This window comes from Micromonospora sp. NPDC002411, assembly GCF_053592955.1.
In genome coordinates this window covers 1-7,606 of sequence record NZ_JBSFBM010000324.1, presented here as the reverse complement: position 1 = coordinate 7,606, position 7,606 = coordinate 1, and the positions used below count along the sequence as shown (strand labels likewise).

Here is a 7,606-nt window from a genome sequence, read left to right as displayed (position 1 = left end):
ACGCGCAGGTCACCGACAGCGATGAAGTCCCAGAGGCTCAGCTCGACCGACTTGTTCTCCAGGCCCCCGCACCGAAGGTCCGCGCAACTTCCCCGATGTTGCTGTCTCCGACGCGCCGGAGGCAGCAACATCCCCGATGTTGCGCGGATCTTGTTCGCGGACCCGCCCGGACGCGGCAAGATCGCGCTCGATCCTGGATCGAGTGGCATCCACGCGCGCAGAGGCCACTACTTCCATGTTCGAGCGCGATCATGCGGCGGGGCGGGCCACGCAGCCGGCCACGCAGCCGGCCGGGCGGCCGAGCAGCCGGGCGGGGAAAGCGACGGGGCCGGCAAAGCAGGGCAGGCCGGCCAGGCGGGGCAGCAGGGCAGCAGGGCAGGGCCGGGCAGGGCACGACGGGCCGGGCAGGGGCGGGGCACCGCAGGGCAGGGTGGAAGACGGACGAAACAGGGCCGGGACACGTGTCGGGCCCCGGAGCATTCGCTCCGGGGCCCGACGTCGCGGGGTCGACCGTCAGCTGGCGGGGACCTCGGCGGTGGTGCGGATCCGGTCCAGCGTCGGCGCGGAGACCGGCGACTGGGCGGTCAGGTAGTCCACGAAGGCGTCCAGGTCGATCTGACCGGTGACCTGGTTCGTGCCGCCGGTGAGGGCGCTGAACCCGTCACCGCCGCCGGCCAGGAAGTTGTTCACGGTGACCCGGTACGTGGCGGCGGTGTCGACGGCGGTGCCGCCGATGGTCAGGCTGCCGCGGACGACCCGGGTGCCGGCGCACGGGTCGGCCGTCGTGCCGGTGGTGCCGTTCGGGTCGACCACGTAACCGACGGTGGCCGACGGGTACAGCGTCCGGGCGGTGACGAACTGCTGCTCCAGTACGCAGTAGAGCTGCGCGCCGGTCAGGTCCAGTGTCACCAGGTTGTTGGCGAACGGCTGCACCGTGAACGCCTCCTCGTAGGTGACCGGGCCGGCGTCGAGGTCGGCCCGGACCCCGCCCGGGTTCATGAACGCGGCGACCGCGCCCTCTTCGTCGTCGGTGGCGGCGAGTTGCGCGTCGGCGATCAGGTTGCCCAGCGGCGATTCGCCCAGACTCGTACCGAAGAGGGTTTCCTGACTCCGGGTGATAGCGGTGCTGGTCACTCCGACCTGGCGGCCGGCGACCGGGCCGAGCACGGTCTTGTACCGGTTGATCAGCGCGGTCTGCTTCGGGTCCTTGGCGACGTCCCGGGTGACCACGACGTTGTTCGCGGAGGCGGTCAGGATGTCACCACTCCGACGGTCGATCTTCAGGTCGATGTCGGTGACGAGGCGACCGAACGAGCTGGCGCTGGTGACCAGCTTGTCGTTGATGTTGCAGTTGTACGCCTGGTGGGTGTGGCCGCTGACCACCACGTCGATCGACGGGTCCATGCGGTTGGCGATGTCCACGATGGGCCCGGTCATGCCGACGCAGTCGTTGATGCCGCCGGTCGCCGCCTGGGTGCCGCCCTCGTGCAGCAGCACGACGATCGCCTCCACGCCCTTGCGGCGCAGCTCACGGGCGTACCGGTTGGCGGTGTCGGCCTCGTCGGCGAAGGTGAGGCCGGCGACGCCCTGCTGGCTGACGATCTGCGGGGTGCCCTCCAGGGTCATCCCGATGAAGCCGACCTTGACGCCCTGCACCTTGTGGATCGCGTAGGGGGCCATCAGCGGCTTGCCGGTCGCGGTCTTGAAGGCGTTCGCGGACAGGTACTTGAAGCCGGCGCCCCGGTACGGGGTGCCGTCGGCGCAACCGTCTACCGGGTGGCAGCCGCCGTTCTGGATTCGCAGCAACTCGGCCGCGCCCTCGTCGAACTCGTGGTTGCCGACGCTCGCGTAGTCCAGACCGGCCATGCTCAGCGCCTCGATGGTCGGCTCGTCGTGGAACGCGGCGGAGAGCAGCGGGGACGCGCCGATCAGGTCACCGGCGGCGACCGTGATGGTGTTCTTCTTCTTGGCGGCGGCGCGCAGCTCGGCCAGGTGGGTGGCCAGGTACTCGACGCCGCCGGCGGTCTGCCCGGCGATGGTGCCACTGGACCCGCTCGGCGGTTCGAGGTTGCCGTGGAAGTCGTTGAGGGCCAGCAGGGTGACGTCGACCGGCTTCGGCCGCGCGTCGGCTTCCTCAGGGCTGGTGGCGACCGCGCCGAACGCGGCCACCGCGAGCACGGTCAGACCGACAGCGGCCCGACGCATCCTGGTTATGGACATGGATCTCCTCGTGAGAATCGGCCTGTGCGGTGCCCGGCCTCTGGGTCGACCGGGCCGCCGACCCGACGCCGTCGGAAGGGTCGTGGTTGGCGGCGGTTGGGGATGGCCGCCCGCGCCGACAGCCTCTCATCCGGACGGCGACTGGGCGACCCAGGCAGCACGTCGGAGCTGCGAGTCGGCCCGTACCAGGATCGACGGTCATCTGCTGCGCAGGCGACGTCGTTTGCTGCGGTCCACCGGACAACGTCAGACCTGGGGTCTAGAAAGGACGGGAGAGTCGACACGGACGGAGACGGCATCGTGAGCGGAACGACACCGACGGTGGAGCAGGTGCGATCGGCGGACGGCACGCCCATCGCGTTCGAACGGTCCGGGGCCGGGCCCGCGCTCGTCCTGGTCGGCGGCGCGTTCAACGACCGCAACACGACCCGCGCGCTCGGCGAGGCGCTGGCACCGGACTTCACCGTGTTCGGCTACGACCGTCGGGGCCGTGGGCACAGCGGCGACACCGCTCCGTACGAGATCGGCCGGGAGATCGACGATCTGGCCGCGGTGATCGCGGCGGCCGGTGGCTCCGCGGCGCTCTACGGGATTTCCTCCGGCGCGGTGCTGGCCGCCCTCGCCACCGCACAGGGTCTGCCGGTGACCGGGTTGGTCCTGTTCGAGCCGCCGTTCCAGGTCGGCTCGCACGTGGGCGTCCGGAAGGACATCACCGCGCAGCTGATCGAGCTGATCGCCGCCGACGATCGGGACGGCGCGGTGGAGGCCTTCCTCACCGCGTCGGTGGGGTTGCCGGCCGGGGCGGTCGCCGGGATGCGGGCGCAACCGATGTGGGGCGCACTGACCGCGATCGCGCACACCCTGCCGTACGACGCGGTGATCACGGCGGGCGGGCGACTGCCCGCCGATCGGCTGGCGACGATCACGGCACCGACCCTCGCGGTGGACAGCACCGGAAGTCCGCAGTGGCTGCGGGACGGCAGCCGGGCCGCGGCCGAGGCGGTTCCTGGCGGACGGTCCGTCAGCCTCGACGGTGGCAACCACGAGGTGCCGCCGACGACACTCGCCCCCGCGCTGCGCGAGTTCCTGCTCGGTTGACCTGACCCCCCTGTGACCCCGCAGCGCCCGCCGGGCCGGCACACGTGACCGCCGGGCTCGGCGTGACGGCGGCGGTCAGGGCCCGGCCAGCGCCTCGCTGACCAGGGCGGCGACGGCGTCCGGCGGCCAGGCGTCCGCCACGCCGGGTCGGACTTCCAGATAGCTGGCGATTCGTTCGGCCGGCCAGCCGTGCGACTCACGCAGGCCACGGGCGATCATGCGGAGGTACGTCGGCGCGGGTGGCCGGCACCGCACAGCGGACGCCCGCTCCGGTGCGGTGAAGGTGAGCATCGGAACGCCGCTGCGGCTGCCCGGGCAGACGAGCGTCTCGTACCGTCCGGGGCCGAGCGTGGCCCGTCCGCCGGCGATGGCGGCCTCGACGGCCGCAGCTGTCGTCTCGGTCAGGTGGGCGGTTTCGCCCGCTGGGCGGTACATCTCCTGCGCCGCGATGTCGGTGAACTGGTCCACTGTCACCAGGTAGGCGCGGGCGGCGGCCTCGCCCGGCAGGTGTGGGTCGTAGAAGGCCATACCTCCGGTCCAGGCGCGGGACTCGCCGGCGAAGTAGATGCCGCCCGGCAGCGACACCGGCACCGACCGGCTCGGTGGGCGTCGGTCCCGGCACCCCGGGTACGTCCGCATTCCGCCGGGCGGACAGCCGCCGCCGATGTACCAGGCCAGCCGGGCCGCGTGCATGTTCGAGCCGTACGCGACGTACCAGACCCGCACGACGGGCGCCCTCAGAAGCCGCAGGTCTGGCCGGCGGAGTGGCTCACCTGCACGGTGTGCGTCACGCAGCCGCCCGCCTGCACGACGTGCAGCAGGAAGGCGGTCGGCTCGTCGACCCAACCGATCTGCTCGTCGGCGCTCATCGTGAGGGTGCTCTGCTTCCAGGTGCTGGGCGCCACGGTGAGCACGGTGCCCGCGTACGCCGTGGTGACCGGGCGGTGCAGGTGGCCGGCCGCGACCCGGACGACGTGCCGGTGCCGGCCGATCACCTCGGTGAGCGCGTCGCCGTCGGCGAGCCGGATGGAGTCGGCCGCGGGGATGCCGACCGCCACCGGCGGATGGTGCAGGCAGATCACTGCGGGCACCTCGGGCCGCCCGGTCAGCACCCCGTCGAGCCAGCCGAGCTGCTCCTCGCCGAGGCGACCACCGTCGCTGCCGGGGACGAGCGAGTCGAGCACCACGATCGACGCCGCCTCGTGGTCGACGTGGTAGTAGGCGGAGAAGCCGCCGCCGAGCCACGGGGTGCCTCCGAACGCGTCGAGCAGCGACTCCCGGTCGTCGTGGTTGCCGGGGACCAGGTGCACCGGCAGCGGGAACCGGCCGATCAGCTCGCGCAGCGCCGCGTACTCGTCGGGTCGCCCGTGGTCGACCAGGTCACCGGTGATCACCACGCAGTCCGGGCGGGGGCGCAACGCGAGCACCCGGCCGAGCGCGCGGTGCAGCCCCGCGGTCGGCGCGGAGGCGAGCAGGCCGGTGGTCAGGTGCGGGTCACTGAGCTGAGCGATGATCATGGATCGTCTCCTCGGCGCCGGGGTTCTCACGCTATCGCCGGGCGCTGGTTCGCGGTGCCCGCTGCCCACAGGCTGCGTCCACAGCCTGTGGATAGCACGTGTGTACGAATAAAGTCGGTTTCGCACAGTCGTGAGTACGCTTGATCGCGCGGCTCGGCGCCGGCCGGGCTCCTCCCCTACCTGGAACGACGTGCGAGTGGATCATCAGCGAGTCATCCGTGACGTCACCGTCCGCCTGCCGATGGCGTCGAGCACGCCGGAGGCCTGTCGGTGGACGGTCAGCGCGCTGTCCCGCCACACCCCGGCGACCATCTCCGTGCTGCTCGCGGCCCACGACCGTCTGCGCTGCGTCGCGGCGACCGGGGCCTGGCAGGTCTTCGCCACAGTGCCGGCGCGCACCGGCATCGTCGGCCGGGTGCACGACACCGGATCCCCCGCAGCCGTCCCGGACGTGAGCGCCGATCCGGACTACCTTCCGGTACGCCCGGACGTGACAGCCGAGCTGTGCGTACCGGTGCTGGACCCGGCGGGCCGGGCGATCGGCGTCCTCGACCTGCAGTGGAGTGAGCCGGTCGACCTGGAGCCGTGGCGGGAGACCGCGCAGCAGGTGGCCGACCGACTCGGTGCGCGGATCGCCGCCCTCGGAGGTCCACCGGAGGAGAGCCGCAGCGAGAAACTGCTCCGGCACGCGGCCGCGCTCTCCGCCGCGCCCACCGAGGCGGACGTGCTGGGCGTGGCGGCGTGCGCCGCACGGGAGGTCTCCGCCCTCTCCACAGCGGTGCTGCTGATGGCGGGTCAGCTCGGCCCGTCGCCGACGACGCCGAGCGAACTGGAGATCCGGATTCGGGCCGAGCTGACCGAGTCGGGCCCGGCCGCGCTGGACCGGATGGTCGACCGGGCACACCGGTACGGAGCCGGCTACACGTTGGGCGAGGCGGGGCATCTCCCGACCGAGGACTACCGGCCGTTGACCCGGGCCGGAGTTCGCACGCTGGTCGCCGTTCCGGTGGGACCACCTGAGGTCGGCGGGGTGCTGCTGGTCGCGGACGAACGCGCGCTGCGCCCGGACCCGACCACCGTCAGCCTGATGGAACTGCTCGCCGGGCAGGCCTGGACGAGCGTGGACCGGCTGCGCACGCTGGCCCGACTGCGGGAACAGGCCAGCTCCGACCCGCTGACCGGGTTGCGGCACACCGGCCCGTTCGGGCAGCGGATCGCGACGGCCACCCCGGGGCGTACGGCCCTGCTGGCGATCGACGTGGACGGCTTCAAGACCGTCAACGACACGTACGGCCACCAGGCCGGCGACCGGGTGCTGGTCGGGTTGGCCCGGGCGCTGGAGGCGGCGCTACGCCACGGCGACGAGCTGTACCGGATCGGCGGCGACGAGTTCGTCGCGGTGATCGAGGTGAGCCGCCCCGAGGAGGCGGTCCGGATCGCCGAACGGTTGACCGAGGCGGCCCGACGCGTCGGCCGCACGATCAGTGTGGGCGTGGCACTGCCCCGCCCCGGCGAAACCCCAGACCGCACCCTGCGCAGAGCCGACCAGGCCCTGTACGCGGTGAAGCGCCAGGGCCGGGACGGCGTCCACCTGTCCGCCGCCTAGCCGGCCTTCAGCTCCTTGGCAAGTAGTTCGGCGATCTGGGCCGTGTTGAGGGCCGCCCCCTTGCGGAGGTTGTCGCCGGTGACGAAGAAGTCGAGGGCGCGGGGGTCGTCCAGGGCGCGGCGGATCCGGCCGACCCAGGACGGGTCGGTGCCGACCGCGTCGATCGGCATGGGGAACTCTCCGGCGCCGGGATCGTCGACCAGGATCACGCCGGGCGCGTTGCGCAGCGCCTCGCGGGCGCCCTCGGCGTCCACCTCGCTGGCGAAGACCGCGTGCACGGCCACCGAGTGCGCGGTGACCACCGGCACCCGGACGCAGGTGGCGGACACCTTGAGGTCGGGCAGGCCGAGGATCTTCCGCGACTCGTTGCGGATCTTCATTTCCTCCGACGACCAGCCGGCGTCGGCAAGGGAACCGGCCCAGGGCACCACGTTGAGCGCGAGGGGTGCCGGGAACGGGCCGAGGTCGTCGCCGACCGCCTGCCGGACGTCACCGGTGCGTGAGCCGAGCGCCCGATCGCCGGCGACCTTGGTGAGCTGGTCGTGCAGGATGTCGACGCCGGACTTCCCCGCCCCGGAGACCGCCTGGTAGGAGGCGAGCACCAGCTCCCGCAGGCCGTACTCACGGTGCAGCGGCGCGACCGCGACGATCATCGCGAGGGTGGTGCAGTTGGCGTTGGCGATGATGCCCCGGGGCCGGTTGCGGACCTGCTCGGGGTTGATCTCCGGAACGACCAGCGGGACGTCCCGGTCCATCCGGAACGCGCCGGAGTTGTCGACAGCGATCGCGCCCCGCGAGACGGCGATCGGCGCCCACTCGGCGGAGACCTCGTCGGGGACGTCGAACATCGCCACGTCGACCCCGTCGAACGCCTCGGGGGTCAGCGCCTGGACGACCATCTCCTCGCCTCGGCAGCGCACCCGACGGCCGACCGAGCGCTCGGAGGCGAGCAGCCGGATCTCTCCCCAGACGTTGCGTCGTCCGGTGAGCAGCTCACACATCACGGTGCCGACGGCACCTGTCGCTCCGACCACGGCGAGGGTGGGCAGCGCCGTCATCGGGCGCTACCTACCCGTCCCCGCGTAGACCACGGCTTCGGTGTCGCCGCCCAACTCGAACGCGTCCGGTGGCCGAACCGGTGACCACCGTCGACGGTGGCACGGCC

At 72.4% G+C, this 7,606-nt stretch carries 6 protein-coding genes; 2 read left to right on the top strand and 4 right to left on the bottom strand.

The window, feature by feature from the left end:
* Nucleotides 1-513: 513 nt before the first annotated feature.
* Nucleotides 514-2,220, bottom strand: a complete 1,707-nt coding sequence (locus ACWCO3_RS28260) for a bifunctional metallophosphatase/5'-nucleotidase (RefSeq protein WP_145778540.1) — start codon at nucleotides 2,218-2,220, stop codon at nucleotides 514-516.
* A gap of 300 nt (nucleotides 2,221-2,520) precedes the next feature.
* Here ACWCO3_RS28260 and ACWCO3_RS28255 point away from each other — a divergent pair, with 300 nt between their 5' ends.
* The gene (locus tag ACWCO3_RS28255; protein WP_208744913.1) at nucleotides 2,521-3,318 is read left to right on the top strand and encodes an alpha/beta fold hydrolase; all 798 of its coding nucleotides are present in this window, start codon (nucleotides 2,521-2,523) and stop codon (nucleotides 3,316-3,318) included.
* 75 nt (nucleotides 3,319-3,393) lie between these two features.
* Here the strand turns inward: ACWCO3_RS28255 and ACWCO3_RS28250 are convergent, their stop codons facing one another.
* Both ACWCO3_RS28250 and ACWCO3_RS28245 read right to left on the bottom strand, forming a co-directional pair.
* Entirely contained in the window at nucleotides 3,394-4,044 is a 651-nt protein-coding gene (locus ACWCO3_RS28250; protein WP_357935313.1) for a histone deacetylase, read from the bottom strand.
* Between the two features lie 11 nt (nucleotides 4,045-4,055).
* Complete coding sequence (locus ACWCO3_RS28245; protein WP_450012918.1) at nucleotides 4,056-4,835, bottom strand: phosphodiesterase; 780 nt, start codon at nucleotides 4,833-4,835, stop codon at nucleotides 4,056-4,058.
* Nucleotides 4,836-5,076: 241 nt separating this feature from the next.
* On the opposite strand from ACWCO3_RS28245, the gene ACWCO3_RS28240 reads away from it, so the two are divergent.
* Nucleotides 5,077-6,441 (top strand): sensor domain-containing diguanylate cyclase, encoded by a 1,365-nt coding sequence (locus tag ACWCO3_RS28240; RefSeq protein ID WP_425280560.1) that lies wholly within the window; start codon nucleotides 5,077-5,079, stop codon nucleotides 6,439-6,441.
* On the opposite strand, the gene ACWCO3_RS28235 is transcribed toward ACWCO3_RS28240, so the two are convergent.
* Nucleotides 6,438-7,499 (bottom strand): aspartate-semialdehyde dehydrogenase, encoded by a 1,062-nt coding sequence (locus ACWCO3_RS28235; RefSeq protein ID WP_145778537.1) that lies wholly within the window; start codon nucleotides 7,497-7,499, stop codon nucleotides 6,438-6,440. The genes ACWCO3_RS28240 and ACWCO3_RS28235 overlap by 4 nt on opposite strands.
* Nucleotides 7,500-7,606: the final 107 nt, after the last annotated feature.

What these genes read in the sequence shown, in the direction of transcription:
- ACWCO3_RS28260 (WP_145778540.1), bottom strand. Translation starts at nt 2,220, where the DNA reads ATGTCCATAACCAGGATGCGTCGGGCCGCTGTCGGTCTGACCGTGCTC.
- ACWCO3_RS28240 (WP_425280560.1), top strand. Translation starts at nt 5,077, where the DNA reads ATGGCGTCGAGCACGCCGGAGGCCTGTCGGTGGACGGTCAGCGCGCTG.
- ACWCO3_RS28245 (WP_450012918.1), bottom strand. Translation starts at nt 4,835, where the DNA reads ATGATCATCGCTCAGCTCAGTGACCCGCACCTGACCACCGGCCTGCTC.
- ACWCO3_RS28235 (WP_145778537.1), bottom strand. Translation starts at nt 7,499, where the DNA reads ATGACGGCGCTGCCCACCCTCGCCGTGGTCGGAGCGACAGGTGCCGTC.